Origin of the sequence: Streptomyces sp. NBC_00457, assembly GCF_036014015.1 — a bacterium.
GTDB lineage: Bacteria > Actinomycetota > Actinomycetes > Streptomycetales > Streptomycetaceae > Streptomyces.
Map to the genome: position 1 here is coordinate 5360057 of NZ_CP107905.1, position 26222 is coordinate 5386278.

Annotated in this window: 24 protein-coding genes; 9 read left to right on the forward strand and 15 right to left on the reverse strand. The window is 71.0% G+C overall.

Annotation, left to right across the window (positions count from 1 at the left end):
* Nucleotides 1-16 precede the first annotated feature (16 nt).
* The 6 genes from OG828_RS24340 to OG828_RS24365 form a co-directional block, all read right to left on the reverse strand.
* The gene (locus OG828_RS24340) at nucleotides 17-1060 is read right to left on the reverse strand and encodes a hypothetical protein (RefSeq protein WP_328502325.1); all 1044 of its coding nucleotides are present in this window, start codon (nucleotides 1058-1060) and stop codon (nucleotides 17-19) included.
* A 10-nt stretch (nucleotides 1061-1070) separates the two neighbouring features.
* The gene (locus OG828_RS24345; RefSeq protein WP_328502326.1) at nucleotides 1071-2288 is read right to left on the reverse strand and encodes an ABC transporter permease; all 1218 of its coding nucleotides are present in this window, start codon (nucleotides 2286-2288) and stop codon (nucleotides 1071-1073) included.
* Nucleotides 2285-3025: an ABC transporter ATP-binding protein gene (locus OG828_RS24350; RefSeq protein ID WP_443060177.1), complete on the reverse strand. Its 741-nt coding sequence runs from the start codon at nucleotides 3023-3025 to the stop codon at nucleotides 2285-2287. Before OG828_RS24350 ends, OG828_RS24345 begins: the two co-directional genes overlap by 4 nt.
* Complete coding sequence (locus OG828_RS24355) at nucleotides 3022-4572, reverse strand: hypothetical protein (protein ID WP_328502327.1); 1551 nt, start codon at nucleotides 4570-4572, stop codon at nucleotides 3022-3024. Before OG828_RS24355 ends, OG828_RS24350 begins: the two co-directional genes overlap by 4 nt.
* A 269-nt stretch (nucleotides 4573-4841) precedes the next feature.
* Nucleotides 4842-5339: a hypothetical protein gene (locus OG828_RS24360; protein WP_246885198.1), complete on the reverse strand. Its 498-nt coding sequence runs from the start codon at nucleotides 5337-5339 to the stop codon at nucleotides 4842-4844.
* Nucleotides 5340-5569: 230 nt separating this feature from the next.
* A complete protein-coding gene (locus OG828_RS24365; protein WP_328502328.1) occupies nucleotides 5570-5953 on the reverse strand; it encodes a winged helix-turn-helix transcriptional regulator in 384 nt (127 codons plus the stop codon).
* Between the two features lie 106 nt (nucleotides 5954-6059).
* Between OG828_RS24365 and OG828_RS24370 the strand changes: the two genes are divergently transcribed.
* Complete coding sequence (locus OG828_RS24370) at nucleotides 6060-6908, forward strand: SDR family oxidoreductase (RefSeq protein ID WP_328502329.1); 849 nt, start codon at nucleotides 6060-6062, stop codon at nucleotides 6906-6908.
* 10 nt (nucleotides 6909-6918) lie between these two features.
* On the opposite strand, the gene OG828_RS24375 is transcribed toward OG828_RS24370, so the two are convergent.
* The 4 genes from OG828_RS24375 to OG828_RS24390 form a co-directional block, all read right to left on the reverse strand.
* Nucleotides 6919-7575: a response regulator transcription factor gene (locus OG828_RS24375; protein WP_328360647.1), complete on the reverse strand. Its 657-nt coding sequence runs from the start codon at nucleotides 7573-7575 to the stop codon at nucleotides 6919-6921.
* The gene (locus OG828_RS24380; protein ID WP_328502330.1) at nucleotides 7572-8894 is read right to left on the reverse strand and encodes a sensor histidine kinase; all 1323 of its coding nucleotides are present in this window, start codon (nucleotides 8892-8894) and stop codon (nucleotides 7572-7574) included. Before OG828_RS24380 ends, OG828_RS24375 begins: the two co-directional genes overlap by 4 nt.
* A 127-nt stretch (nucleotides 8895-9021) precedes the next feature.
* Nucleotides 9022-11238 carry an MMPL family transporter gene (locus tag OG828_RS24385; RefSeq protein ID WP_328504934.1) on the reverse strand — a complete coding sequence of 739 codons (2217 nt, stop codon included), beginning with the start codon at nucleotides 11236-11238 and terminating at the stop codon, nucleotides 9022-9024.
* 148 nt (nucleotides 11239-11386) lie between these two features.
* Nucleotides 11387-12007, reverse strand: a complete 621-nt coding sequence (locus OG828_RS24390) for a peptidoglycan-binding domain-containing protein (protein ID WP_328439579.1) — start codon at nucleotides 12005-12007, stop codon at nucleotides 11387-11389.
* A 200-nt stretch (nucleotides 12008-12207) separates the two neighbouring features.
* On the opposite strand from OG828_RS24390, the gene OG828_RS24395 reads away from it, so the two are divergent.
* Nucleotides 12208-14550 carry a sensor histidine kinase gene (locus OG828_RS24395; protein ID WP_328502331.1) on the forward strand — a complete coding sequence of 781 codons (2343 nt, stop codon included), beginning with the start codon at nucleotides 12208-12210 and terminating at the stop codon, nucleotides 14548-14550.
* A complete protein-coding gene (locus OG828_RS24400) occupies nucleotides 14543-15199 on the forward strand; it encodes a response regulator transcription factor (protein WP_328439581.1) in 657 nt (218 codons plus the stop codon). Before OG828_RS24395 ends, OG828_RS24400 begins: the two co-directional genes overlap by 8 nt.
* 96 nt (nucleotides 15200-15295) lie before the next feature.
* Here the strand turns inward: OG828_RS24400 and OG828_RS24405 are convergent, their stop codons facing one another.
* On the reverse strand, nucleotides 15296-16957 hold the full coding sequence (locus OG828_RS24405; RefSeq protein WP_328439582.1) for a lysyl oxidase family protein: 1662 nt from the start codon (nucleotides 16955-16957) through the stop codon (nucleotides 15296-15298).
* Nucleotides 16958-17210: 253 nt separating this feature from the next.
* On the opposite strand from OG828_RS24405, the gene OG828_RS24410 reads away from it, so the two are divergent.
* A complete protein-coding gene (locus OG828_RS24410) occupies nucleotides 17211-18611 on the forward strand; it encodes a sensor histidine kinase (protein WP_328502332.1) in 1401 nt (466 codons plus the stop codon).
* 25 nt (nucleotides 18612-18636) lie between these two features.
* Here OG828_RS24410 and OG828_RS24415 read toward each other — a convergent pair whose 3' ends face one another.
* Nucleotides 18637-19092 carry a MarR family winged helix-turn-helix transcriptional regulator gene (locus tag OG828_RS24415; RefSeq protein ID WP_307840868.1) on the reverse strand — a complete coding sequence of 152 codons (456 nt, stop codon included), beginning with the start codon at nucleotides 19090-19092 and terminating at the stop codon, nucleotides 18637-18639.
* A gap of 155 nt (nucleotides 19093-19247) precedes the next feature.
* Between OG828_RS24415 and OG828_RS24420 the strand changes: the two genes are divergently transcribed.
* The 3 genes from OG828_RS24420 to OG828_RS24430 all read left to right on the forward strand — a co-directional run bounded on the left by OG828_RS24420 (nucleotide 19248) and on the right by OG828_RS24430 (nucleotide 22209).
* Nucleotides 19248-20216, forward strand: coding sequence for an alpha/beta hydrolase (locus OG828_RS24420; protein WP_328502333.1), 969 nt, complete (start codon nucleotides 19248-19250; stop codon nucleotides 20214-20216).
* Nucleotides 20217-20316: 100 nt separating this feature from the next.
* On the forward strand, nucleotides 20317-21243 hold the full coding sequence (locus tag OG828_RS24425; protein ID WP_328439585.1) for a peptidoglycan-binding protein: 927 nt from the start codon (nucleotides 20317-20319) through the stop codon (nucleotides 21241-21243).
* Between the two features lie 162 nt (nucleotides 21244-21405).
* A complete protein-coding gene (locus OG828_RS24430) occupies nucleotides 21406-22209 on the forward strand; it encodes an SCO2400 family protein (RefSeq protein ID WP_328502334.1) in 804 nt (267 codons plus the stop codon).
* 12 nt (nucleotides 22210-22221) lie between these two features.
* Here the strand turns inward: OG828_RS24430 and OG828_RS24435 are convergent, their stop codons facing one another.
* The 3 genes from OG828_RS24435 to OG828_RS24445 all read right to left on the reverse strand — a co-directional run bounded on the left by OG828_RS24435 (nucleotide 22222) and on the right by OG828_RS24445 (nucleotide 24278).
* Entirely contained in the window at nucleotides 22222-22689 is a 468-nt protein-coding gene (locus OG828_RS24435; protein WP_328502335.1) for a DUF4442 domain-containing protein, read from the reverse strand.
* Between the two features lie 58 nt (nucleotides 22690-22747).
* On the reverse strand, nucleotides 22748-23140 hold the full coding sequence (locus OG828_RS24440) for a luciferase domain-containing protein (RefSeq protein ID WP_328360672.1): 393 nt from the start codon (nucleotides 23138-23140) through the stop codon (nucleotides 22748-22750).
* A gap of 91 nt (nucleotides 23141-23231) precedes the next feature.
* The gene (locus OG828_RS24445; RefSeq protein WP_328502336.1) at nucleotides 23232-24278 is read right to left on the reverse strand and encodes a heme/hemin ABC transporter substrate-binding protein; all 1047 of its coding nucleotides are present in this window, start codon (nucleotides 24276-24278) and stop codon (nucleotides 23232-23234) included.
* Nucleotides 24279-24385: 107 nt separating this feature from the next.
* Between OG828_RS24445 and OG828_RS24450 the strand changes: the two genes are divergently transcribed.
* Entirely contained in the window at nucleotides 24386-25132 is a 747-nt protein-coding gene (locus OG828_RS24450) for a hypothetical protein (RefSeq protein WP_328502337.1), read from the forward strand.
* Between the two features lie 111 nt (nucleotides 25133-25243).
* Entirely contained in the window at nucleotides 25244-26179 is a 936-nt protein-coding gene (locus OG828_RS24455) for an HtaA domain-containing protein (protein ID WP_328502338.1), read from the forward strand.
* Nucleotides 26180-26222 lie beyond the last annotated feature (43 nt).

The following is a 26222-nucleotide window of genomic DNA, read 5'->3' on the forward strand; positions in this document are numbered from 1 at the left end:
CGGTCGGCTGCCCCGCTCAGCTGTCCAGCAGCGTTCCCGGCAGGTCGAAGGTCTTCGTGCGGCCCGTGGCCGGGTCCACCCGGGTCACCGACTTCTCGGTGTAGAGCAACCAGCCCGCCGAGGTGGCGGTGATGTCCAGGGAGGCCGCCACGCCCTTCACGCGCGCGCGGTGGAGTTCCTTGCCGGTGGTGGCATCGAGTTCCAGGATCTCGGTGTCGTCGCCCGACGCCGCCGCGATCAGGAGTGACGATCCGGTGGCCGTCACCGCGTCGACGCGGCCACCCGCCACCGTCACCGTCGTCGATGCGGCGGTACGGGTCAGCGTGGCCTTCGGGGAGTCGGCGGAGCTGGTGGATCCGGTGGACGTCGAGCCCACGATCACCGGGTGGCCGGACGGGCAGGCGAGGTTGACGACGTCCAGCCCGCTCGGCACGGCGACCGGTGTCACCTTGCCGGTGGTCAGGTCGGCGCCCGAGACCTTGTTGCCGCCGGCCAGGCAGATGCGGTCCGACGCCGGGTCCGAGGCCGCCAGCTCGATCGTGCCGGGGATCTTCAGTTCACGCTTCGTGGTCCAGTTCGCGGGGTCCTTGACCAGCACGCTGGACGCGGTGGGGTGCTGCGCGGACTTGGCGTCCGGCAGCCCCGCCACCTCGGCGACCAGTGTCCTGCCGGGCAGCAGCCGCCGCAGGCGCTCGTCGGCGGTGAGGCCGTCGAGGACCTGGTCCTTGCGGGAGATCTCGTAGCGCCGGTCCGGCTTGTCTCCCTTGCGGGGCACGGTGAGCAGCCGGCGGCCGTCGGCGAGTTCGACGATCTGCGGGCTGACGGAGTCGTCGTCGTCGGACTGCTGGGGGACGACCGCGAGGCTCTGGGCCCGTGCCTTGTCCGGGTTGATCCCGACGACCGTGACCAGGCCGTCGACCCTGGCGAGCACAAAGGTCTTCGAGCCCTTCCAGTCCGTGCCCAGATCCACGCCGCCGGGGCCGGAGCAGGCGGTGGTCAGCACGGCCGTGGCGGCGAGTGCGGACAGAAACAGAGAGCGCCGTGTCGTGAAACGTGGCATGGGGGGTGGCTCACCAGTCCTTCATTGCATCTGTGGGGGACATCCTCGCGGCCCTGCGCGCCGGGGCCAGCGAACCGATCGCCACCACCAGCACCGTCAGGCCGAGAAGAAGCAGCAGCGTGCTCGCCGACGGCAGCAGCACCCAGCCCTTGACGTACGGGGCCAGCTCCGCGCTGTCGCGCAGCAGTGCCGCGGCACCTGAACCGAGCGCGGCGCCGAGCACCGCGCCGAGCAGTGCGGCCACGGCTCCGACCAGCGCCATCTCGGTGACCAGCATCATCAGCACCGACCGCGTACGGAATCCGACCGCCTTGAGGATGCCGATCTCCTGCGCCCGCTGCCGCGACAGCGCACCGGTCACGGTGACGGCACCGACGAACGCGAGCACACCGAGCACACCGAGCAGTACCTGGCCGACCGCCTTGATCATCTCCAGGACGCCGGGCAGGGCATGGAGCTGCTGCTGCAGGGTGACCGCCGGATAGCCCAGCCGCTGCACGGACTTCGTCACGTCCGGCACGTCCGCGCTTGTCTTCGCGACCACGGTGAGCTGGTCGTAGCCGATGGTGGAGAGGTAGGTCTTCTCCGGTTCACCGGAGCGCTGGGCCGCCCACTTGACCACGGTGGAGTCGGCGGCGTACGCGGCGTCCGGGTTGTCCAGCTGCCAGGTCGGGTCGTAGACCCCGACGAGGCGGGCGTGGCCGCTGACTCCGGTCCCCTCGCCCTGCCGTACGAAGCGCGTGGTCTCGATGTCGATCTGCCGACCCACGAGCCTGCTCAGGTCCACGCCCTGGGACGCGGCCGGGGCCACGATCTCGCCCGGCTTCAGCGGGAAGAGGTCCTTGCGGACGGACTTGGTGACCGGCGGCGAGAGGGCCGGACGGTGGGTCGTCGCGTACAGCAGGACGGTGTCGCCCGCCTCGGTCAGCACCCCGAACGACACCTGCGCGCGGTGCTGCACCGACTCGACGTGCGGCAGCTTCGCCAGCCGCGCGGCCGTACGGTCCGTCAACTGCGGTGTGTCCGGGCGGGAGTCGGGGCGGTCGACGGTGATGCTGCGATTGGCGCTGCTCTCCTTGACCCCCGAGTCGGTGACGCCCTGGGCGCTGTCGGCGATGCCCAGCGCGCCCAGACAGACGGCGGCGGCGACCGAGACCAGTGCGACGAGACCGATCAGACGGCGGCGCAGGGCGCGGACATTGGCCAGCGCCAGGCTGAAGACGTTCATCCGGCGTTCTCCGTCCGCGTGTCGGCCCTGGCCCGCTCGCCCGCCGGCTTCCTGGCCGCGTCCTGCGTGAAGGCGCCGCCCTCCAGGCGGTGCACCACATCGGCGAAGTCCGACACCGCCGGGTTGTGCGTGACCAGGAGCACCGCCCGGCCCTCGTCGGCCAGTTCACGGAAGAGCCCGAGCAGCACGTCCTCGCTCTCGGAGTCGAGGTTTCCGGTGGGCTCGTCAGCCAGCACGGCGGGCGGATCGTTGATCAGCGCCCGCGCCAGCGCCACCCGCTGCTGCTCGCCTCCGGAGAGTTCGCCCGGCAGATGCTCGGCACGTTCCGCGAGCCCGACCCGCTCCAGCAACGTCCGCGCGCGTGCCTCGCCCTCGGCGCGGCGGCCGACGTACGGCAGGACGACATTGCGCAGTGCCGAGTGCTGCGGCAGCAGGTTGTACGACTGGAACACGAACCCGAGCCGGCTGCGGCGCAGATCCGCCAGCGCAGCGTCGCCGAGCCCCGTCACGTCCGTGTCCGCCACGAACACCCGGCCGCTGTCCGGCGGGGTCAGCAGCCCGAGGATGTGCAGGAGCGTGGTCTTCCCGGAGCCCGAGTGCCCGACCAGGGCCGTGACCTCGCCTCCTGACACGGCGAGGTCGACTCCGCGCAGGACGTCGACCCTCCTTCCGCGCAGGGTGTAGGACTTGCCCACACCCTCGGCCCGCAGCAGTGCGTTCACCGAACTCTCGCTCACTTTCCGTTCCTTGTGGCCGGCAGCCGGCCCAGGGCGCCGTGCAGTTGTCGGTCCAGGGTCCACACGGCCCAGGTCGTCTTGAGATCGCAGGCCAGGTCCCCGCCGCCGACCTGGAACAGGTCGGGCAGCCCGGGACAGCCCCGGTACGGCGTGATGCCGCGTCCCAGGGCCTCGCGCAGCGGTGCGTCCAGCGCGCCGCCGGTCAGGGAGTAGGCCCGTACGACCAGGGCGTAGTGGTAGACGGAGGTGAACCGGCCCGGGTCGCGCGCCCACTGCTCCAGGGCGTCGGCGGTGATCCAGGAGGGAATGCCGTCGCGCCGTCCGCTGTCGGCGAGACCGACGGCGACCGTGGCCGCCGCGACGACCCGCTCCGGGGTGTCCGTGCTCCAGGTACCGATCTCCGGTACGGCCGTGGAGACCCCGGCGTCGGCGCAGTTGAGGGTGGTGCGCTGCCACTGGGTGGCGTTCTGCTCGGTCACGGTGGCGGGCAGTACCCGCGGGTCGGCGCACAACTGCCGTGCCTGCTCGCCAGTGCCGCCGCCCGCGGTGACCTTCCGCAGGGCGGCCCGGCTCAGCCGCTCGCCGGCCGCCTGGCCGGCGTCGGCGGACTTCTCCTCGCGGTCGAGGGCCGCCAGCAGCCGGGAATCCTCCCGCGACCAGTCGGCCAGTGCCCGCAGGCGTTGTACGAAGAGGGAGGCGTCCGGGTTGCCGATGTAGGCGTCGGGATCGCGTACCGTCCCGTCGTCGAGCCGTTCGCCGTCGAGCCGCTTGAGCACCGGCGTGAACACCGTTTTGGGCGAGCCGGCCGCCTTGAGTATGTGGACCAGTTCGTAGAGCTGCTCGTACGGAAGCGTCGCGGCACCGTCCCTGAGCACCGGCTCCCAGACCCGGCGGTCCACGGCGGGCCGCTTGCCCGCGGCCTGTTGGATCAGCGTGTAGCTGTAGGTGTCGTCGAGCCGGGTCGCCCTGGCGTCCGGCGTGAGGTCGGCGAAGTCGTCCGTACGCGGCGCGGGGATCCCGGTGAGGCCGGCCGGGACGGGCTCCTTCAGCAGATACAGCGAACGGGCCAGGGCGCTGCTCTCGTCGAATGCCCGGGGCTTCTTCCCGGGCCTGTCCAGCGAGCGCAGCCAGGCGACGGTCGCGGACCGGTCCGCCGCCGGGAGGTCGTCCAGGCGCCCGAGCGCGTCGAGCACTTCGAGGGCCGCCCAGGTGGCACCGAGGTGTGCCGCCTCGCTGTCGTCACCGAGGGCGGAGTCGACGTACCAGCCGCCCTCGGCCCGGAGCCTCTGCACGGCCGCCGCGTCGCTCGCTCCCAGCGCGGCACCGGCACCGGCCCGCCGCAGCGGGATCAGCCAGTCGCGGCCCCAGAGCGGAGAGGTCTGCAGGGCTTGGCGGCGCAGCGAGCCGACCTGCGCCGAAGCCGCACTCGTCTTCGGTTCGCCGCCCAGCTCGAAAAGGGTCCTCAGGGCATAGGACTGCGCCTGCGGGCCGGCGGGCTGATTCCGCAGGAACGGGTGGTAGTAGTAGCCGTTCTGTTTGCTGACCAAAAGGTCGAATTGCCGGGCAGCGGCGGATTCACGCTGCCGGGAATCACCGGAAGAATCAGAGGTGGTTGTACATGAAGTGACGAGAGCGGCACACAGGACCGCCCCGGCCAACCGGGACGCCGGTTTTCCGCCGCGCGCCACCGAACCGAATTTCACCGAACGCCCCCGTGCGTCGTCCCTCAAAATGTCACCGAGCAGCCCTGCCGACCGCAGCGAAAAGTGCCACACCGCCGGGCCCTGACGGTGTGGCACCCCTGCCTACGGGAAGATCAGGCAGCGCCCGCGTAGGCGCACTTCTCGCTGACCTTGATCGCGCTGGTCACCTGCGCCGAGCCGCAGCTCTTGGTCGAGACGTAGGTGGTGGTACCGCCCGGCTTCATCTGGCCGTAGGTGTCGGAGATGTTGGCGCTGGTGTTCCTCCAGCGCACCTCCCCCAGGGACCGGCTCTTCATGGTGAGCGTGGCCTCGGGGTTCTTGGAGATGGTGATGGAGACGCTGAAGCCGTGAGCCGCCAACTCCGTGCGGTTCTGGATCCACTTGGCCTTGCGGGGGTTGGTTCCGGACATCTTGGTCGACGCCTTCCAGTCGCAGGCGGTGACGTAGAAGCCGCAGTGCCAGGCGTTGATCGTGACCTTGTTGCCGCCCGGGAGGCCGACCGAAGTGGAGGCCGAGGTGGCGTGGGCCGGCGTGGCCGTCAGCACCAGGGCACCGGCCGCGACCGCGGCGGCTGCCCCTGACATCAGGCGCATGCGTATGGACTTGTTCATTCGATTGTCTCCCCGTGAGATACCGGAAAGCGGTTCCGGGTCAGGAAACCGCAAACGCCCCGGACCTGAATCTCAAGATCCGTTTGGCGCCCCCAATTGATACAGGAGGTCGATTCACCGGCGCAATCCAGCCAGCGGTCCGCAGCGGGTGCGCCATGTCACACCGGGGAAATGGAACCCGCACCCAGGAATTTGCATCACAGAAGCAAACCCCGCACCGCGACGGCCGACTACCGCTCGGCGTCGTAGGCGTGCCGGGACTCTTCGACCTTCCCCAGGTTGTCCGACGCCCACTCCGCGAGGTGGGCGAAGAGGGGGGCGAGGCTGCGGCCGAGGGCGCTGATCTCGTACTCGACGCGGGGCGGGACCTCCGGGTGGTACGTGCGGACGACCAGGCCGTCGCGCTCCAGTTGCCGCAGCCGCTGGGTCAGCACCTTCGGCGTGATCTTCGCGATCCGCCGCTCCAGTTCGACGAAGCGCTGCCGGCCGTAGGTGTGGAGGGCCCAGAGGATCGGTGTGGTCCAGCGGCTGAAGACGATGTCCACGACCGGGCTGATGGGGCAGGCGAGTTCGGGGTCGGAGGTCGACGTCCGGGTCTTCGCTTCGGCGGCCATGGGCACATCCCTCTGAGGTAGTCACTTTCCTCTAGGTACCTACTATACCCACGGTGTTAGCGTCCTCCCGTTGGCGCAAATGCGCAGTTCACAAAGGGAGTTGACCATGATCGTGGTGACGGGGGCGACCGGCAATGTGGGGCGGTCGCTCGTACGGATTCTGGTGGGCGCCGGTGAGCCGGTGACCGCGACCTCGCGCTCCGTCGGGGAGGCGGAACTGCCGCAGGGGGTGCTGCGCCGGGCGGCGGACCTCATCGACGCGGAGAGTCTGCGGCCCGTTCTCGACGGCGCCGACGCGCTGTTCCTGCAGAACGGGGGTCCGAGCGCCCATCGGCTCGACCCCGCGCACCTCGTCGATGTCGCCAAGGCGGGCGGCGTACGGCGGATCGTGCTGCTGTCGTCCCAGGGCGTGGCGACCCGGGCGGATTCCGCCTCCCACGGGGAGGTGGCCCGGTCCATCGAGGACGCCGTACGGCAGTCCGGGCTGGAGTGGGCCGTCCTGCGGCCCGGCGGCTTCGCCTCCAACACCTACGCCTGGGCCGAGTCGGTGCGGACGACGCGGACCGTCACCGCGCCGTTCGGCGACGTCGGGCTGCCCGTCGTCGACCCGGACGACATCGCGGCGGTCGCGGCCCTCGCGCTACGGGCGGGCGGTCAACATGCCGGGCGGGTCTACGAGTTGACCGGGCCCGCTGCCGTCACGCCCAGGCAGCAGGCCGCGGCGATCGGGGCCGCGCTCGGCGAACCGGTGCGGTTCATCGAGCAGTCCCGTGATGAGGCCCGCGCGCAGATGCTGCGGTTCATGCCCGAGCCCGTCGTCGACACGACCCTCGACATCCTCGGCGAGCCCAACCCGGCGGAGCTGCGGATCAGCCCGGACACCGAACTGGTCCTCGGGCGGGCGCCGGGCACGTACGCCGGCTGGGCGGAGCGCAACGCCGCCGCCTTCCGCTGACCGCCCGCGCTCACGCGGGCCGTACCAGCCCCGCGTCATAGGCGAAGATCACCGCCTGCACCCGGTCCCGTGCCCCGATCTTCGCCAGCACCCGGCTCACATGGGACTTGACCGTGGACTCGGCGAGCGAGAGGCGTTCGGCGATCTCGGTGTTGCTCCAGCCGGTGGCCATCGCGGTGAGGACCTCGCGTTCACGTTCGGTGAGGGCGGCGAGGCGGCGTTCCTGGTCGGGGGTCCGGCCCGGCAGACGGTCGGTGAAGGCGTCGATCAGCTTGCGGGTCAGACCGGGCGCGATCACGGCGTCCCCGACGGCCACCGCCCGGATGCCGGCGATCAGTTCGTCGGGCAGGGCGTCCTTCAGGAGGAAGCCGCTGGCGCCGGCGCGCAGCGCCGAGTAGGCGTACTCGTCGAGGTCGAACGTGGTCAGGACGAGGACCCGGGAGCGGCCGCCGGACTGGACGATACGGCGGGTGGCCTCGATGCCGTCCATACCGGGCATCCGTACGTCCATCAGCACGACGTCGGGGCGGAGTTCGGCGGCCATCCGGACCGCCTCGGCACCGTGCGTGGCCTCGCCGACCACGCTCAGGTCGGGGTGCTGCTCCAGGAGCATGCTGAAGCCGAGCCGCTGCAGGGCCTGGTCGTCGACGATGAGGACGGTGGTCATAGGGGGCGCTTCTCCGTGGAGGTGGATGCCAGGGTGGTCGCGATCTCGAAGCGGGCGTGGACGGTCCAGCCGCCGCGGTCGTTGGGCCCGGCGGTGACACTGCCGCCGTACAGCGCGGCGCGTTCCCGCATGCCGACCAGGCCCCGGCCCTCGTCGCTCACGCGCGCGTGCAGCGACGGTCCGGTGTCCTCGACGGTGAGGTCCACGGCGGTGTCGTCGGCGGCGATCGTGACCTGGACGGTCGTGTCGGCCGCCGCGTGCTTGAGGGTGTTGGTGAGGGCCTCCTGGACGACGCGGTAGACGGCGAGCTGGAGGCTGGGCGGCAGGTCGGTGCGGTGGCCCTCGGTGCGCAGGGTGACGGCGGGGCCGGCGGCGCGGACGCGCTCCAGCAGCGGGGTGAGGTCGTTGAAGCCCGGCTGAGGGGCGAGGGGGGTGCCTTCGGCGGTGGTCTTCTCGTCGTCGCCGATGACCGCGAGGAGACGGCGCAGTTCGGCGAGGGCGCCCCGGCCGCTGTCGGCGATGATGCGCAGCGTCTCGGCGCCCCGTTTGGGTTTGGCCTCGGTCAGTCCGGCGGCGCCGTTCGCGAGGCCGACGATGACGGCGAGGGTGTGGCCGAGGATGTCGTGCATCTCGCGGGCGACGCGGGCGCGTTCGGCGGCGGCGGCGAGCCGGGCGCGCTGGTCCCGCTCGACCTCCAGGCGCAGGGCGCGTTCGTGCAGGGCCCTGATGTACGCGTTCACCACCCGGCCGACCAGGCCCGCCGCGGCGACTGCCGCCACGAGGGCCGACTGGATGATCGCCACCACAGGAGTCTGCAGGCCGATCTCCCGGCCGTCGTCGCGCAGGACGGTGGCCACGGACGTCTGCGTGACGGCGACGGCCAGACAGACCGCCAGCTGAACGGGCCGGCTGCTGCGGCCCACATTGAGCAGCGCCAGCACGCGCGCGACCTCGGACCCGGTGGGGGCGTCCAGGGTGAGAGACACCGAGGAGACCACCGAGGTGAGGGCGAAGACCAGGATCGGCCGCTGCTGCCGCCACAGCAGCGGGACGCAGAAGGCGGCCATCAGGACCAGCAACGTCGGTACACCGGGCCCGATGCCGGTGCCGTCCCTCGCGTCCTGGAGCGCGGGAATACCGAACACCACGCAGAACACCGGACCCGCCCAGCGCCTGACCCAAGGACGGTTCCGGTCGGCCTCCGCCACCCGCATGAGCGCACGCATGACCGCGACGTCCGAGCGCCGCTCGGCCCCGCCCAGCAAGGCCTCGGGCGGGACGGAGGCCACCGGCTGCCCGGTGGCGGTCGGTCCGGTCACGTCGTACGCCCTCTCGGTACAGGGGCCGCCCGCCGGTCCCCGGGGGGAGTGGGACCGGCGGGCGGGGCGGGTGGTCACGGCCGGGGCTGGGGGCCGTACGCCTGCTTCGGATCGTACGGCCGACCGGTCAGCCCCTGCCGGTGGGCACGGGCTCGGGCTCCCGGTCGCTCTCCGGGGCCTGGTCGAGCAGGTGCCGCAGCTTCTCGCCCTCCACGTCCACGTCGGGCAGGAGGCGGTCCAGCCGGCCGGGGAGCGACCAGGCGCGGCGGCCGAGCAGGGCCATGACCGCCGGGACGATGGTCATCCGGACCACGAAGGCGTCGAGGAAGACAGCGGCGGCGAGGCCCAGGCCGATCGACTTGATCATCGCCTCGTCGCTGAGGATGAACCCGGCGAACACGGAGATCATGATGACCGCGGCGGCCGTGACCACCCGGGCCCCGTGCCGGAAACCGGCGACGACCGCCTCCCTCGCCTCGGCCCCGTGGACGTACTCCTCCCGCATCCGGGTCACCAGGAAGACCTGGTAGTCCATCGCGAGGCCGAACACCACGCCGACCAGGAAGATCGGCAGGACGCTCACGATCGGGCCGGTCTGTTCGACGCCGAAGAGGTCCGCGAGCCAGCCCCACTGGAAGACCGCGACGACGACGCCGAGGGTGGCGAGGACGCTGAGCAGGAAGCCGGCGGCGGCCTTGATGGGGACGAGGATCGAGCGGAACACCAGCATCAGCAGGACCAGCGCCAGACCGACGACCACGCACAGGTACGGGATCAGGGCGTCGTTCAGCTTGTCGGAGATGTCGATGTTGAGGGCGGTGGTGCCGGTGACCATCAGCTCGGCGCCCGTGTCGTCCTGGAGCTGTGGGCCCCGGTCGCGGATCTCGGAGACCAGGTCGACGGTCTGCTCGCTGGCGGGGGAGGAGCCCGGGACGGCGCGGATCAGGGCGACGTCGCCGGCCTGGTTGAACGTCGCGGGGCTCACCGAGGCGACGTCGGGCAGGCCGTCGAGGAGGGTGACCGCGTCATTCGCGGCGGCCTTGGGGTCGTCGCTGCCGCGCGCGTCGACCACGACGGTCAGGGGGCCGTTGTAGCCGGGGCCGAAGCCGTCGGTGACGGTGTCGTAGGCGGTGCGCTGGGTGCTGCCGGGGCTGGCCGACTCGTCGCCGGGCATGCCGAGTTGGAGCGACAGGGCCGGGATGGCGAGCAGCAGCAGACCGGCGACCGAGGCGCCGAGGATCTTGACCGGGTTGCGCAGCACGAAGCGCGACCAGCGCACCCCCATCGGCTCGCGCTCGCCGCTCTCGATCGCCCGCATCCGGCGCGACTTGAGCTTCCCGGTCGCGATGCGGGGACCGGCGAAGCCGAGCATCGCGGGCAGCAGGGTGAGCGCGATGACCACGGCGACGACGACCGCGAAGGCGGCGCCGAGACCGATGTCGGACAGGACCTTGATGCCGATGACGCTCAGCCCGGCCAGCGCGATGACCACGGTCAGCCCCGCGAACACCACCGCCGAACCGGCCGTGCCGAGCGCCCGCCCGGCAGCCTCCTCCGGCTTGTGCCCGTCCCGCAGCTCCCCCCGGTACCGGGAGACGATGAACAGGGCGTAGTCGATGGCGACCGCCAGGCCCAGCATCAGCGCCAGCGTGCTGGTGTTGGAGCTCAGGTCGATGAACGCGCTCGCGACGGTGATCCCCAGGATCGCCGCGACGACCCCGAACAACGCGGTCAGCAGCGGCAGTCCGGCCGCGACCAGCGAGCCGAAGGTGATGACCATGACGACGGCGGCGACCGCGATACCGATCAGCTCGGCCGCGCTCTGGTGGGGCTGCTCCTGGACGGCGTTGCCGCCCATGCTGACCACGAGACCCGCCCGCTCGCCCTTCCCGGCGATCTCCTCCAGATCGTCACGGGCCCGGTCGGTGACCTCGGCCTCCGTGACCTCGTACGTCACCTGCGCATAGGCGACCGTGCCGTCCTTGCTGACGGTGCCGCTGGTGTACGGGTCGGCGACGCTCGCCACCTGCCCGGCCTTCCCGAGGTCCCCGACGAGCGACTCCACCTCGGTCTTGTGCACCCCGGACGTCAGCTTCTGCCCGTCCGGCGCCTCGAACACCACCCTCGCCGTGGCCCCGGCAGCCGACGCCTGCGGAAACTCCTTCTCCAGCAGGTCCAGCGCCTTCTGGGACTGGGTGCCGGGGATGGTGAACGCGTCGGACGTACTGGCGCTGACACCGGCGGCCCCGATGCCGACGGCCGCCAGCACGGCTATCCACAGCATCAGGACGAGCCGTCGTCGCCGGAACGAGAACCGGCCCAGCCGGTAGAGGAACGTGGCCACGGAGAACTCCCGGAGGGGGTACGAGGAACGTGCCCCCACGCTAGGAACGTATTGCCGCGGCTCCTTGGGCCCGGAGAGGTGAATACGGCCGCCGGCACCGGTACTGCGGTGCCGTGCGGCCGTCATCCGTCAGGTGTACTCCCCGCGGCTAGCCGCAGGCGGGCAGGGTGCTGCGCGAGAAGTCGCGCACGCTGCGGGTGGTCTGGGCGTTGTCGCTGCCGTACCTGCCGACCCAGACCACGAGCTTCTCGCTGTTGTAGGTGTCGGCGTAGACGTGGCCCTGGGCTTCGATCCGGTCATCCGCGAGCGCATCTCCCTCAATGGGCCAAGAGCTCTGCGCCGTGTAGAGATTCCAGTTGGCGTTGTCGCCCGAGTTGTTCCACACGGAGAAGCGGAAAGACGTCGAATTCGCCTTGCACATGTACACGGTGATCCCGGCCTTCCAGCCCAGCGCCTTGCCGTAGGTCGCCAGCTTCCGCCAGGTCTGGGGTCCGACCTTGCCGTCGACGCCGATGTTGGCGTCGTCCTGGAACGACCGGACGCGGCTGCGCGTCCCCGAGCCGTACACGCCGTCCACCGCGAGCCCACCCAGGTTCTTCTGGAGCAGCTTCACGCAGGTGCCGGTGGAGCCGTAGCTCAGGTAGGTGCTGGAACAGGACGCGGCCTGCGCGGCGGGAGCGGACGCGGCGACGAACGCGAACGTCGAGGCGGCCACGGTGAGGGCTGTGGCCGAAGCCGTCAGCGCACGGTTGCGAGAGGTGGCAGACATGGCGGACCTTTCATCGATGGAAAGCGAGGTCGTGCGCGGCCGCCACGGCCGGTGTCAGCCCCCGTACGCCCCCCGTACGACCGGGACAGTAGCCCGCCCCGGTCGCCGAGTGTGACGGTCGTTCGCCCCACAAGGTCAATTACCCTTGCTCCATGCGGCTCGGGGGACACGCGGGGAACAGGGCTGGAGCCGCTGATCCCATGGACGGGTCCAGGGCCGGCGAGCGCCTGGTGATCGGGACCCTCGAGCGGTACGGAGTGTGGCTGCGGTCCACCGTGGTCTGCCTGTGCGGTGCGCTGGGCGTCGTCTCGGCGGACAGGGCGGAGATCGTCCCGGCGATGTCTCTGCTGGTGCCCGCTCTCCTCGCCTGCGGTGTACGGCTCTACGCGCTGCGCCGCCCGCTCCCGGCCGCCCTGCTGTGGACGTTGGACGCGGCCGTACTGGTGCTGACGGGACTGTCTCAGCCGGTGCTCGGCGGCGACGGCGCGGATGTGATGGTGGAGGCGATCGTCGACATCAGCGTCATCACCTCTCAGCACGAGTGGGGGACGCGACCGGCGGCCGGGGCCGCTCTGGCCGTGTTGGGTATCGCCGTCTGCGCACTGGGCGACGTCCTCTCCTCGCCCACGCACAGCCCGGAGTTGATACCCCTGGTGCGCATGGTTGTCGAGGTGGGCCTGTCGAGGGGCGCCTACCTGATGGTCCGGGCGCGGGCCAGGGCGGCGGACCGGGCGGCAGCGGCCAGGGCGGCGTCGCGCCGGGAGGCCGAGGTCGCCGCCGCACGGAGAGCAGCCGAGCGCGAGTACCTGGCGACCCTGCACGACACGGCGAGCGCGACGCTGCTGATGGTCTCCCAGGGCGACGGCCGGGACTGGTCGTGGCTGCCTCCACGTGCCAGACAGGATCTGGAGGCCCTGTCCGCCGTGCCCGGATTCGAGACGGGGAACGTCGACCTCGCGGCACTTCTCGACTGCGTGCCCGAAGGTGAGGGACAGGCCAGGGTGCAGCTCAAGACGCACATCGACGGCCCGCTCGTCATTCCGTCCGGCCCAGGGCTCGCGATGTTCAACGGGGTCCGGGAGGCCGTCACCAATGTGGCACGCCATGCCGGGGTGCGGGAGGCGGAGCTCAGGGCATGGACCGAGGAGGACGGCACCGTCGTCGTCGAACTGTCCGACGCGGGACGGGGCTTCGACCCGGAGTCCGTCCCCGCGCGGCGCCGGGGCATCTCCGGTTCCATCATCGGCAGGATGCACGCGGTATCGGGCTCCGCTTCCGTCACCTCACATCCGGACACCGGGACCCTCGTTCAGTGGCGCTGGCAGGGCAGGGCGCAGGCGCCACAGGCAGGTGACGGAGCGCAGATGACGGGCATACAGCGTCCGCCCCGCGCCCAGGCACAGCACACGGCTGTCGTCCGCCTCATCCGCGGGCAACTGCTGTACGGGGCCCAACTGGCCGCGCTGCTCATCAGCCTGGTGTCGCAGTTCACCGTCTCGCTGCGCCAGCTCATGGCCTACCAGGACGTGTACCGCCCCGCGTGGGCACAGACAGCGGCCTTCGTCTGCCTCGCCGCCGTCGCGGTGAACGGGGCCGCCTATCTGCTGCGCGGCAGGCAGATCCCGTCGCGGGTGCGCTGGTGGAGCCTGGGCGCGGTGCTGACGGTTTCCGCGACAGGCGCGTTCACGCTCCCGCCGGAGCGGTTGGCAGGGCCCGAGGACTGGGTGTTCGGACTGGTCGGCTGGCACGCGCTGTTCCTGCTGGCAGACCTGCGGGTCGGGGTGTTCGCGGCGTTCCTCGGGGCGCATGTCGGGCTCAACGCGACCGCTGTGTTCCTGTCGGGGGCACCGGCCGCCGTGGAGTCGGCCGCCATGGGGATCTCCGTCTGCGGCTTCCAGCTCTCCGTCGGTGTACTGCTGACGCACCTGCTCCACGGCACGGCGCCGGCAGCGGGCACCGCCGCCGCACAGGAGGAAGAACTGCGCACCCGGGAACGCATCCACGAGGACATGCAGCGTGATCACAAAGAGCGCTACCGCACCCTGATGGCGACGACAGTGCCGCTGCTCGTGGGCCTCGGCCACGGCGTGCTGAGCCCGCACGACGAGGACGTCAGGCTGCGGTGCGGCGTGGAGGCGGCCCGTATGCGCCGCCTGTTCGCGGAAGGCGACGCCGTCCTCGACCCGTTGCTGAACGAGGTGCGGGCGTGCGTCGAGGTGGCCGAGCACCAAGGGGTGACGGTGAGCCTGGCCGTACGAGGCCGGCCGGGTGAGGTGCCTGTGGAGGTACGCAGGGAGCTGGTCGACCCGGTGGCGGTGATCCTGGGCCGTACCCGCTCGACCGCGCGGGTCACCGTCGTGTGGACACCCCGCGCGGTACGCGTGAGCGTGATCGGCGAGGACTGCACCGACGGCCCTGGCACGCCGGAGGCCACGGACGCGAAGGTGAGCGTGGCCAGAACGACGCGCGGCAGGAGTGTGTGGGTGGAGGCCGACTGGAAAAGACCGGACCGGCGGCCTGGGGAGTTGAGCCGACATGAGTGACAGCGCACCGGTCAGCGTGGTCGTCGTCGACGACCATCCCGCGATCCTCTCGGGCGTGGAGGCGTGGTACGCCGCGTCGCGGCGGCCCATCACCGTGGTCGCGGCCGGCGGCTCCGTGGCGGAAGCCTGGACCGAGCCGGGCAGCACGGCCGATGTCGTCGTCCTGGATCTGCAACTGGGCGAGGGCGGCCCCGCCTTCGGCAGCCTGCGACGACTCGTCGACGCCGGGCGACAGGTGGTCATCTACTCGATGCGGGACGACGAGCAGACGGCGCTCAGCTGCCTGGACCTGGGAGCCGCGACCTTTCTGACCAAGAGCGAGGGCCGGGACCACCTGGTCGAGGCGACGCTGGCGGCGGCCGACGACCGGCCCTACATGCCGCCCGCGCTGGCCGGCGCGCTGGGCACGAACACCCGCGCCGACCGCCCCCAGCTCTCCCTGCGCGAGGAGAACGTACTCATCGAGTGGTTCCAGTCGGAGTCGAAGGAGCTGGTCGCACAGCGTCTCGGCCTCTCCGTCCGGACGGTCAACTCGTACCTGGACCGCGTGCGGATCAAGTACGCCAACGTCGGCCGCCCCGCGCGGACCAAGGCGAGCCTGGTCGCCCGCGCCATCCAGGACGGGCTGGTCGACGTCAACGACCTCTGAGAACAGTCTCCGCACGCGAATGAGAACAGTCTCCGCACGCAGAACGGCACCGCACCGGCTCGCTGACACGAACCGGTGCGGCGACCAACGTTTTGACTAGCCGGCGTTGATCAGGTGGTGCGGCGGCACCTTCACCGTGCGGGCGCCCGGGGTACCGCCCAGGACGACCTTGCGCACGGCCACGTTGTTGGTGGTGTGGGTCTCCTTGAGGCGCTTCGCCGGGTTGGCGATGACCTGGATGTAGTACGTGCCGTTCGGCACGTCGGTGATGTCGAAGGACTGACCGGGAATGTCCTGGGTGTACGTGTCACCGGATCCGACGTCGAGGACCTCCCGGACGGAGATGGAGTTCTCCTGGCCGCAGGCGGTCGACAGATCGGTGTTGTACGGCTTCCAGTTGGCGTTCTTCACCGTGTAGTCGACGGCGTCCGTGTTGGCCAGGCAGAACGCCTCCTTGCCGCTGCGGACCTCCTTCGTCTGGTCCGCGCTGAGCAGGCGGTAGCTGGCGAAGTCGGTGAAGTGCCAGTGCTCGTGGCCCTCGCGCGGGTCCCACTCCATGGTGCCGGTGGGGGTGTAGCCGACCTGCTTGCCGTTGGCGTCGTAGAAGTACTGGTAGGCGTCCATCAGCTCCTTGCCGGGGCTGCGGAAGCCGTCCACGACGAGCGGGGCGGGGCCCGCGTTCCAGACGTTGGCGCTGAAGGCGAGGTAGTCCTTGCCGGGTGCGTCGCCGTCCTCGCCGTCGCTGATGGCGATGTTGAAGGCGGGCAGGGAACGCAGGTCGGGCTTGGGCACGTCGGGGACGCTCGCCCGGCCGGTGGGCCGCTTGGTGGCCGGCTTCAGTGCGGGCGCGATACGGGAGCCGTCGGTGTGGCCGCGTCCGTCGCCCAAGTGGTGGGCGAGACCGCGGTCCTCGAGGGCGTGCGAGAGGGCGCCCGGGGTGGGAGCGTCGGGGCCGTGGTGGCCCGCCTGGCCGGCGGCCTGCTGCCCGGCGTGACCGGAGTGGCCGGAGTGGGCGGTCAGTCCCGCGCCGCCCCCGTCGCCCTGCTGCTGACGTACCGTCACCTTGATCGTCGGCCGGCTGTCGGGGATGCCGAACAGGTCCCGGTACTTCTTCGCCACCCGCACCTTCGCCGTGTACTGACCGGCCGGCAGGTCCAGCGGCTTGTCGTAGTCGAAGGTGCTGGAGTTGGACGCCCAGCCCTTCTCCACGCCCCACACCGAGCCCAGCGTGAACGGGTTGGTCGGGCAGCTCTCCGGATAGTGGTTGGTCGCCGCGCCGTCGGGACGGATACGGCCGGAGGCGTTGTTCGGGCAGTAGGTGCCCTTGGTCTTGGCCACCTCCTGGCCGGCCGTGTTCTTGACGGACACCTCCAGGAAGCCGGGCAGCCCGGAGAAGTCCTTCACCAGGCCGGCGGGGAGGGTCTTGGTCGTGGTCTTCGTGCCGTCGCGCAGGATCTGCTGGGCGACGACGGGGTCCTTGTACGACTTGCGCTTGACCTTGAACTCCAGCGGCGCGTTGTCGACGGTGACGTACGTCCCCAGATCCAGGAAGACGCCTGCCTGCCCGTCCCACTCATAGCGTTCGAGTGTCACGGAGTTCGAGGCGGCGATCAGCTTGAGCTTCGGCTTGCCGGGTGTGCTCGACGGCGCCGCCCCGGCGCCGGGAGCGGTCGCGGCGACTCCGGCCACGACGGCGAGCGCCGCGGAGACGGCGAGTGCCGAGCGTTTCACACGCTTGCGGTGTTGCTGACTGGTCATCGATTCCTCGTCTGCGAGTGCCACGGTCAATGGCATCGGACTGGACAGTCCACGCCCCGCCGGCCTTCGTACCCCCGGGCCCGACAGGACTGTGAACAACCTGTGAGACAGGTAAATGCGGTGTGCGGGTTGCCTGTTGGGGCGGCCCGGTTGTGGAGCACGGCATTCACTCAGCTCCGGCACAGCCGCGGCACAGAACCGTGCGGGAAGGTCGGTACATGTCGGCTGTCCCTACCGCGCTCACCCATCTGCCATGAGACGCAGCCGAACCCTGCGGACCCGGCTGGTCCTTTTCATCTCCGTCACCCTGGCCGTGGTCTGCACGGTGATGCCCCTGGCCACGGTGTTCGTCCAACGCGCGTACCTCCTGGGCGACCTGGACCAGCGCGTCGTCCACGCCGCCGAACGCGGACAGGCCGCCGGGATGGTGACCGCCCGCTTCACCGACGGGACGATCGTCGCCGCCGAGGTGGTGACCGAGAGCGGCCGCCCGCGGGCCCTCACCGCCGCGCAGATCGCCGCCCTCGCCGGCATCACCGCGGACGGCTCCCTGCACACCCGCACCCTCCCCGGCCTCGGCACCTACCGCGTGACCGCGATCGGCGGCGACGGGACCCCGGTGCTCGCCGGGCTCCCCACCCACCCCGTGGACGAGATGATCAACCGTCTCGTGGCGGTCGAGGCGGTCATCGCCGTCGTCAGCCTCCTGGCCGCGGGTGGTGTCTCGGCGGTGGTCGTACGACGCCGGCTGCGGCCCCTCGGCCAGGTCGCCGCCACCGCGGCCGAGGTCTCCCGGGCACCGCTGGAGCGCGGCGAGGTGTCCGCGCTGACCCGGGTCCCGGCCGCCGACACCGACCCCGGCACCGAGCCGGGCCAGGTCGGCGCCGCCCTCAACCGCATGATCGAGCACGTGGAGTCCTCGCTCGCGGAACGCCGGCGCACCGAGGAACGCATGCGGCGCTTCCTGGCGGACGCCAGCCATGAACTCCGTACGCCGCTCGCGTCGATCGCGGGCTATGCCGAGCTGATGAACATGGCCGGCGGACAAGCGCGGGAGATCGAGCACGCGCTCGCCTGGCGCCGGGTGTCCGCGCAGTCGGCGCGGATGACGGAGCTGGTGGAGGATCTGCTGCTGCTCGCCCGGCTCGACGAGGGACGGCCGCTGGGGGTCATGGAGGTGAACCTGGCGCCGCTGGTCGGCGCGGCCGTGTGGGACGCGCGGGCCACGGGCGGCGGCCATGACTGGCGGCTGGCGCTGCGGGTCGAGCCGTCCGAGGCCACGGTCGTCGGCGACCCGGCCCGGCTGCAACAGGTGTTGGCCAACCTGTTGGCCAACGCGCGTGTGCACACACCTGTGGGCACGACGGTCACCGTCGTCCTGGAGGCCACGGACACCCACAGCGTCATCCGCGTGCACGACGACGGCCCCGGCATCCCGCCCGCCATCCTCCCGACCGTCTTCGAACGCTTCACCCGCGCCGACGCCTCCCGCTCACGGACCCATGGCGCGCAGGGCGGCTCCGGCCTCGGCCTGGCCATCGCCGCCGCGATCACCGAGGCCCATGGCGGCCGGATCGACGTACACAGCGAACCCGGCCGCACGGAATTCACCCTCACGCTGCCGACACCGGTCGCCGTGCCCGCGGAACGCTGAGCGGGCGCGTACGGCACGAATCCCGTCAGCGCTCCGTCACGTTCGCCGTCAGCAGCCGCAGCAACTGCTTGGCCTGCGCGTCCTGTTCCGGGGTCAGCCCCATCGCGTCGCCGATGGCGAGGGGCACGGCGGCGGCCCGTTCGCGGAGTTCGGCGCCCGCTTCGGTGAGGCGGATGGCGACGGAGCGCTCGTCCTCGGGGCGGCGTTCGCGATGGAGCAGCCCGCTCGCCTCCAGGCGCTTCAGAAGCGGGGAGAGGGTGCTGGACTCCAGCTGGAGGGCGGCTCCCAAGTCCCGTACGGAGATGGAGTCCTGCTCCCACAGCACCAGCATGACCAGGTACTGCGGATAGGTCAGGCCCAGCGCGTCCAGAAGCGGGCGATAGCGGGTGGTGACCGCCCGAGATGCCGCATACAGTGCGAAACAGAGCTGGTCGTCGAGGAGCAGCGAGCCCTCTCGCGCGTCCGGTGCCGCAGCGCTCACGTCGCCCTCCTCCATGTCTCAAAACTGTTCTTTCACCGTACACGTTCAGGTCTACCCGATTCAATAGGGCCCAAATGAGTTGCGCGCGACTTAATCGCGCAGTACCTTCATGGTGTGCCGCCATCCACGACGGCACCCGATCCGAGGAGATCGCCATGACCGGCAGCACCGTCCCCCGCCCCGTCCTGGAACCCGCCGCCCAGGCCTTCACCGAGGCCACCGCGAACCCGCCGTACCTCTTCGACCTCGACCCCGCCGAGGGCCGCAAGGCCGTCGACGAGGTGCAGTCGGGTGAGATCGAGAAGCCCGAGGTCGACGAGGAGTGGATCACCGTCTCCGGCGGCCCCACCGGCAGCGTCCAGGCACGCATCGTCAAGCCGGCCGGCGCCCAGGGCACCCTCCCGGTGATCATCTACATCCACGGCGCCGGCTGGGTCTTCGGCAACGCCCACACCCACGACCGGCTGGTCCGCGAGCTCGCGGTGGGCGCGAACGCCGCCGTGGTCTTCCCGGAGTACGACCTCTCCCCCGAGGCCCGCTACCCGGTCGCCATCGAGCAGAACTACGCGGTCGCCCAGTGGATCGTCCGCGAAGGCGCCGCCAAGAACCTGGACGCGGCCCGGATCGCCGTCGTCGGTGACTCGGTCGGCGGCAACATGAGCGCCGCGCTGACCCTGATGGCGAAGCAGCGCGGCGACGTCCCGCTCGTGGCGCAGGTGCTGTTCTACCCGGTGACGGACGCGAGCTTCGACACGCCCTCCTACCACCAGTTCGCCACCGGCTACTTCCTGCGCCGGGACGGCATGCAGTGGTTCTGGGACCAGTACACGACCGACGAGGCGGAGCGCGCCCAGATCACCGCGTCCCCGCTGCGCGCCTCCACCGAGCAGCTCACCGGCCTGCCCCCGGCCCTGGTCATCACCGGCGAGGCGGACGTGCTGCGCGACGAGGGCGAGGCGTACGCCAACAAGCTCCGTGAGGCGGGCGTCCCCGTCACCGCGGTCCGCTACCAAGGCATCATCCACGACTTCGTGATGCTCAACGCGCTGCGCGGGACGAACGCCGCGGAAGGCGCGATCCGTCAGGCGATCAGCACCCTGCGCACGGCCCTCGGCACGGACTGACGCAACACTCCTGCTACAGACGCTTGAGCCTCCTCCGCCCTCACAACCAATGCCCTTAGATTTCAGGGCAGTTGGTCATCGTGACCAGGAGGAGGCCGGAGTGAGCACCAAGACAGGACCGCAGCGGTACCCCGGGGCGAGCCGCGCGAACTGGTACCAGGACGACTTCGGCGGCGACGCGATGGAGGTCAACGTCGTCGTCCTGCACACCACCGAGACCCGCAACCTGCCCGGATACGGCGGTGGCGGCTCCGCCCCGAACCTCACGGCCGTGCCCGACCTCTCCGCCAAGAAGCTGAGGTGGTACCAGCACTTCGACGTGGAGACCTCGTCCAGAGCCCTGCAGAACCTGCGCGGCGGCGTCGAGACGAACACCCTCAACGTGTGCCAGGTCGAGCTGGTCGGCACCTGCGACCCCAAGGCGCACAAGAAGTGGCAGGACGCCGGCCAGTCGCACATCTTCTGGCCCGACGCCCCCGAGTGGGCGCTGCTCGGCGTCGCGCGCTTCCTCGCCTGGATGCACGAGGAGCACGGCGTCCCACTGACCGGCCCGAAGGCGTGGCCCGCCTACCCGAAGTCGTACGGCAACGGCGGCGGCCAGCGGATGTCCGGCGCGAAGTGGAACGAGTTCAAGGGCGTGTGCGGGCACATGCACGTTCCCGAGAACGACCACGGCGACCCCGGCGCGATCGACTTCGCCCGCATCCTCAAGCACGCCAAGTCGGACCTGGACCTCGACGACGACACCCCGTCGGAGACCGAGCCGTCCAAGCCCGCGAAGCCGAAGGTGCCCGCTTACCCCGGCCGCAAGTACTTCCGTGAGGGCGCCTCCAACAAGTACGTCCTGCAGCTGGGCAAGCAGCTCGTCAAGCGCGGCTTCGGCGACCACTACCGGGTCGGCCCCAGCCAGGCCTGGGGCGAGGCCGACCGTCTCAACGTCCGCGACTTCCAGAAGTCCCGCAAGGAACTGCGCGGCGACGCGGACGGCTACCCGGGCCCGCTGACCTGGCGACTCCTGTTCTCGTAACCGCCCACAACGGACAGCGCATGCACCCCGTGTCACACGCGGGGTGCATGCGGTCACAGGTCAGGGAATCTGCGCAAGAGCACCACAGGTGCTGCACACAGGCTTTCGAAAGCCTCGTTAGGTTGCTGGCCAATCGATGCCGTCAACCCAGGAAGACCAGAGATGGACTACTGCACCACGTGTCGCCGGCACCTCAACGGCGCCCTGGTCTGTCCCGGGTGCGGCGCCTACGCCCCGGACATAGCCCCGATGACGATGGCCGGCTGGTACCGCCGCCCGGACGAGCCGGAGACCGGGCCCGCCATGGACGGGGCCGGCACCGGGCAGCCCGTCATGGACGACGACACGGATGTCCAGGCCCCCAGCCACGCCCCCGTAGCGGCCCCCGCACCCCACAGCGGCCGGGCCGCGCGGCGCCGGCAGCTCGCCCGGCTGAAGAAGCACCAGCGCCGGGCCATGATCGCGACCGCCGTCGCCCTGGTCGGCGGCGGCCTGAGCTTCGCCACGATGGAGCGCGGCAACAACGACCGGGCACAGGCGGCCACGACCCCGGACGACACGATCATGGGCGGTACGGGCCAGGAGACGACCGGGGTGGAGGAGGAGACGCCGGAGCAGGACACCAGCCCGGCCTCACCGACCCCCACCGCACCGGCCTCCGACCCGGCGTCCCCCAAGGTCCCCGGTCAGCAGTCCGGCAAGCAGTCCCCCACCACACCGCGGACCACGCAGTCGCACAAGGTCGTCACCCCGCCGACCCCGCAGCAGCAGCGCCAGAGCCTGCCCCTGCTGCCGAGCACCCCGGACACCCCGGCGACCACGCCGACGCCGACGCCCACCCCGTCCGCCTCCGCGTCGACCGCCGCCCCCGTCGCGCCCTCGACACCGTCGCAGACACCTTCCACCCCCGCGCCGACCTCGCCCTCGTCGTCGCAGCTGTGCCTGCTGGTGATCTGCCTCGGCTGACCGGCACACCGCTCATTTCCCGCGCCGCACACTCCAGTCGAACGTCCCCCGGCACACCACGGCCCCCGTCGCGTCCGTGATCTCCGTGCGGGTGGAGAGCCGCGCCCGGTCGGTCTCGCGCGCCAGCAGCGGTCGTACGGCATCCCGCGCTTCCCGCGTCAGACGGCAGGTGGCGACCAGGCGCCCGCGCGCCGGGGCCAGGAACTCCATGCTCGCGCGGGTGCCCAGCGGGACGACGCCCGTCATGTCGTCGGGGCCCGTGCTCTCGGCGATGATCGCGGCCAGGCCCGCCGCGTCGGCGAGGGCGATGAGGCCGCTGGAGTGGAGGGAGCCGATCACATTGGTGAGGGACTCCGGGGTGGGGCAGGTGAGTTCGGCGGTGCCGTCGGTCGCGCTGAGGACCTCGATGGCGGCCGTGCGGTGCGCGGGGATGTCGAGCAGGGTGCGGGCGAGTGCGGTGGTGTCCGTCGTGTCGTCCATCGCCGTAGCCTCGCACCGGGCGCTTACGACGGGATGACGTGGCGGATGACGTGAGGCGTCAGCCCCGTTCGTGCTGTCTGGGCAGGACCGTGACGCGGTGGAAGTTGCAGCCGGCGGGCGGGAGCGTGCCGGGCTGGGGCGGCTTCTCGTGCGCCTGGAGGGCGACGCTCACCAGGCTGGCCAGCAGGTCGACGTCGGTCTCGCAGTCGAGGTGAATCGTCACCCACCGGGAACCGGGCACCACACGGATCGCCGTGGACCGCTCCAGGTCCTCGGCGAAACGCCTGATGGCACCGCTGGTGAGATGCAGGTCCACTTCGTGGTCGGAGTGGAAGTGCACGATTTCGCAGCGCCGGGAGCGCAGTGCGCGCCCGGTACCGCAACTGGCCTGGACCGCCGTGAGGTCGGGCCAGGATTCCAGTCGCTCCAGGGCACGCTGGGCCAGAGTCATGCCTCCATCGTCACCCGATCGCCCCAAAGCCACCAGGGGTTGTTCAATCCGTAACCTTCACCAGCGGTTCACCCTCAGTGTGAGATCGGATTCATCCCCGTTGAATCCGGTCAACCAGGATGTCGATGACGAGGGGGGTGCGCGGCCCGAAGCTCAGCAGCACGCCGTCCTCCAAGGACACGATCCGCCGGGCCGCCCCCGCCGGGGTCTGAGCGATCCCCGGGATCTCCTCCAGTCCCTTGACGCCGCCCACCGACTCCAGCCCCTTGTCCATCATCAGGATCACATCGGGCCGGGCGGAGACCAGGGCCTCACTGGTGAGCGGCGTGAACGGCTTGTCGAGACCGGCCTCCACGCCCGCGTCGACCGCGCCCGCCGCCTCGATCAGCGAGTCGGCGCCGGAGCCCTTGCCGCCCATCAGATAGACGGCCGCGGTGCCGCGCATGTAGAGGAAGGCGACCTTGGGCCTGCTGCCCTCGGGGACGGCGGCGCGGGCGGCGGCGAGTTCGTCGCTCATACGGTCGTTGAGCGCCTTGCCCGCGTCGGGGACGCCGAGCGCCTCGGCGATGCGGGTCGTACGGGTCGTGACGTCGGCCAGTTTCGTCGCCGGGTCGAGGACGACCACCGGGACCCCCGCGTCCCGGATCTGGTCGATCGCCTCGGACGGACCGGTGTCGGTGTCGGCGAGGACGACCGTCGGCCTGAGCGACAGCACGCTCTCCGCACTCACATCGTGCGCCTTGGTGACCTGCGGCAGCTTCTTGGCTTCCTCGAAGGTGGCGGTGATGTCACGGCCGACCACCTTGTCGCCCAGCCCCAGCGTGAACACGATCTCCGCCACACCGCCGTTGAGCGGCAGAATCCGCGACGCGTCTTTCACGGTCACCTTGCGGCCGTCGGAGGATTCGACGGTCACCGGCAACTCCGGCGTGGGCACCTCGCCTTCAAGCGGAACGAGCGTGTTCTTCGCGAGCTGCTTCCCGGCCGTGGCGGCCCGCTCGCTCGCGGAGACCGGAGACGCGTCCGAAGCGCCGCCCACATCGGCGGAGTTCCCCGCGCAGGCGCCGGTGAGCAGGGCGACGGCCAGGGCGAGCGGGGCAAGGGCCCACGCTCGCGGGTTTCTTCCGGACTGCTGCATCGCCGGTCCTCTCACGTCTCGTATCCCCCACACGGTTGAGCATTAGCTTAGGTTAGGTTTACCTTAATTACCCGAGGTGGGGGTGTGACTTGATGTCCACAAGTGGCTTGCATGACAGACGAGTTGTCGGATTCGCCGGGGTCGCCGCCTCGGTCGCCCTGGTGCTCACGGCCGCCGTACCGGCATCCGCGGCGGGCAACTCGGCGACCGGACCCGAGGACCAGAAACTCACCGTCTCCAAGGCCGCCGGCCTCGCCGCGGCGGGCGAGACGGTCACGGTCTCCGGCACCGGCTACAACACGGAGAAGGGCATCTACGTCGCCTTCTGCGTGGACAACGGAGCCGGAAAGACACCCACGCCCTGCGTCGGCGGCGTCGACATGTCCGGCGAGTCCGGGGCGTCCGTGTGGATCTCCTCCAACCCGCCCTCGTACGGCGAGGGCCTGGCCAAGCCCTACAAGGGCAGCGGCCACAACGGCTCCTTCAGCGTGCAGCTCAAGGTCCGCGCCAAGGACGCCAACACCGACTGCACCAAGTCCGGCGTGACCTGCGCCGTCATCACCCGCAACGACCACACGCGGGGCGGGGACCAGTCACAGACCGTGCGGATACCGGTGACCTTCGGGGGGAGCGGTGGCGTGCCGGAAGCGGAGGGGGCTTCCGGGACGACACCGAGCGCGACGGCCGGCGCGAATACGACGGGCGGGAGCAGCACCGGCGGCGCCGAGACCGCCGACGGCCCACTCGCCAGCACCGGCTCACTCGCCCTGCCGCTCGGAATCACCGCGGCCGGGCTGGTCATGGCGGGCACGGCGACGTGGTACGTGGCGCGACGACGCCGGCGGACTAGCTAACTCCGGTTCAGCAGCGCCCCGATAGGGGCGCGGGGAACTGCGCGACCAGCCACGACGGCGCCGCAGCCGACCGACACAGCAGCGGAACGCATACCGCAAGGAGAACTGAAGATGCTGAAGAGACCCGGCGCCGCGGTCCTCACCAGCGGCGCCCTACTCGCGCTACTCACCCCCGCGGTCCCCGCGAACGCCGACGACACGTCCCCCCGTGGCGTGTCCGGCGGTTACGCGACCTGGTCCACAGGCTCGGCAGAGCTGAACGGCGTGACCCTCACGGCCGCCCGACCCGCCGTACAGGGCTCGGCGAACCGCACATCCTTCCCCGCCACGGGCGGCCGCACCGACCCCGCGACCGGCGCCGCGGACATCGACCTGGGCGGCACACTCCGCCTCGACGGCTCCGCCGGACAGCCACAGCCGCAGCCGCTGGTCCTGGGTTCCCTGCGACTGGCCCTAGACGGCAACGACGGCGCCCTGCACACCCGTACGGCCGTCGACGGACGGGCCCGTGACCTCGCGCTGGCCGAGGTGGCGACGGACGACGCCGCCATCGCCGTACGGGCGGGCGGGGTGACCTGGACCGGCCTGCGCGCGACCCTGACCGACGAGGGAGCGGCGCTGCTGTCCGCGTGGAGCGGCGCGCAGTTCGCGGCGGGGGACGGGCTGGGCGTGCTGGATGTGACGGTGGGGACGGGGAGCGAGACGCCCGCCGAGACTCCTGAACCGGCGCCGAGCACCCCGGCGTCGACGCCGGAACTACCGAAACCCCAGGCGCAGACGGCGAGTTCACCGACCGCATCCGTCACCCACCCGACCCTGACCGCGGGCGGCGAACAGACCGTCACGGGAACGGGGTTCGAGCCCGGCGCGGTGGTGCTCGTCGCGATCGACGGGGACACCCGCTATCAGGCGGTGGCCGACGACGAAGGCCGGGTCGAGCGGTCCTTCCCGGTGTACGACACCGCCGAATCGGGCGCCCACACCGTGGAGTTGTACATGCCGACGGGCCAACGGACGAGCGCATCCGCACAGTTCGGTGTTGCGTAAAGCCGAAGCAATACTTAGGTTTGCCTAACCTAAGTTGAGCGCT

Coding starts and splice junctions, on each gene's coding strand:
- OG828_RS24340 (WP_328502325.1), bottom strand. CDS start 1,060: ATGCCACGTTTCACGACACGGCGCTCTCTGTTTCTGTCCGCACTCGCC.
- OG828_RS24345 (WP_328502326.1), bottom strand. CDS start 2,288: ATGAACGTCTTCAGCCTGGCGCTGGCCAATGTCCGCGCCCTGCGCCGC.
- OG828_RS24360 (WP_246885198.1), bottom strand. CDS start 5,339: ATGAACAAGTCCATACGCATGCGCCTGATGTCAGGGGCAGCCGCCGCG.
- OG828_RS24365 (WP_328502328.1), bottom strand. CDS start 5,953: ATGGCCGCCGAAGCGAAGACCCGGACGTCGACCTCCGACCCCGAACTC.
- OG828_RS24370 (WP_328502329.1), top strand. CDS start 6,060: ATGATCGTGGTGACGGGGGCGACCGGCAATGTGGGGCGGTCGCTCGTA.
- OG828_RS24375 (WP_328360647.1), bottom strand. CDS start 7,575: ATGACCACCGTCCTCATCGTCGACGACCAGGCCCTGCAGCGGCTCGGC.
- OG828_RS24390 (WP_328439579.1), bottom strand. CDS start 12,007: ATGTCTGCCACCTCTCGCAACCGTGCGCTGACGGCTTCGGCCACAGCC.
- OG828_RS24395 (WP_328502331.1), top strand. CDS start 12,208: ATGGACGGGTCCAGGGCCGGCGAGCGCCTGGTGATCGGGACCCTCGAG.
- OG828_RS24400 (WP_328439581.1), top strand. CDS start 14,543: ATGAGTGACAGCGCACCGGTCAGCGTGGTCGTCGTCGACGACCATCCC.
- OG828_RS24405 (WP_328439582.1), bottom strand. CDS start 16,957: ATGACCAGTCAGCAACACCGCAAGCGTGTGAAACGCTCGGCACTCGCC.
- OG828_RS24410 (WP_328502332.1), top strand. CDS start 17,211: ATGAGACGCAGCCGAACCCTGCGGACCCGGCTGGTCCTTTTCATCTCC.
- OG828_RS24420 (WP_328502333.1), top strand. CDS start 19,248: ATGACCGGCAGCACCGTCCCCCGCCCCGTCCTGGAACCCGCCGCCCAG.
- OG828_RS24430 (WP_328502334.1), top strand. CDS start 21,406: ATGGACTACTGCACCACGTGTCGCCGGCACCTCAACGGCGCCCTGGTC.
- OG828_RS24435 (WP_328502335.1), bottom strand. CDS start 22,689: ATGGACGACACGACGGACACCACCGCACTCGCCCGCACCCTGCTCGAC.
- OG828_RS24440 (WP_328360672.1), bottom strand. CDS start 23,140: ATGACTCTGGCCCAGCGTGCCCTGGAGCGACTGGAATCCTGGCCCGAC.
- OG828_RS24445 (WP_328502336.1), bottom strand. CDS start 24,278: ATGCAGCAGTCCGGAAGAAACCCGCGAGCGTGGGCCCTTGCCCCGCTC.
- OG828_RS24455 (WP_328502338.1), top strand. CDS start 25,244: ATGCTGAAGAGACCCGGCGCCGCGGTCCTCACCAGCGGCGCCCTACTC.